The organism is Jiangella endophytica, from assembly GCF_003427025.1.
Classification (GTDB): Bacteria; Actinomycetota; Actinomycetes; order Jiangellales; family Jiangellaceae; genus Jiangella; species Jiangella endophytica.
Genome location: NZ_QVAI01000071.1, coordinates 1 through 427, shown reverse-complemented (window position 1 = coordinate 427; position 427 = coordinate 1). Strand labels below are relative to the sequence as shown.

Below are 427 nucleotides of genomic sequence, written 5' to 3'. Positions count from 1 at the left end.
CTGGCGAAGACGCAGGACGCCATCGCCGTCGACGGGCTCGCCTTCCTCACCGGCGTGGTGCGGGGAGGGGGTGTGTCCTAACCGAACTCTGCACGTCGGGCTGTTCACCCTCGGACGATCTCCGGTCCACAACCGCAACGAAGCGACGGTGAGAGGTCTATGCGACGACTTTATCGTTACATCACGGTCACGGTGGTGGCGGCCTTCCTGGCCTCACTGCTCACAGGAACCGCCATCAGCTCCGCGCACCCTCCGGAGGAGGAGTACGAGGTCCTCTTCTTCCACAAGACGACCGGGTTCCGGCACGACTCGATCCCGGCAGCACTCACAGCCGTTCAGGAGCTGGGCGCGGAGCACGGCTTCACGGTGACGCAGACGCAGGACGCGTCGGTCTTCACCGACGACGGCCTGGCCCGGTTCGAGGCCG

The 427-nt window shown here is 66.0% G+C and carries 1 protein-coding gene; it reads left to right on the top strand.

Going from position 1 to position 427, the window contains the following annotated elements; genetic code table 11:
- Window positions 1-195: 195 nt before the first annotated feature.
- Window positions 196-427, top strand: a 232-nt coding sequence (locus DZA62_RS35305) for a ThuA domain-containing protein (RefSeq protein WP_232827689.1), incomplete at its 3' end; no start/stop codon positions are given.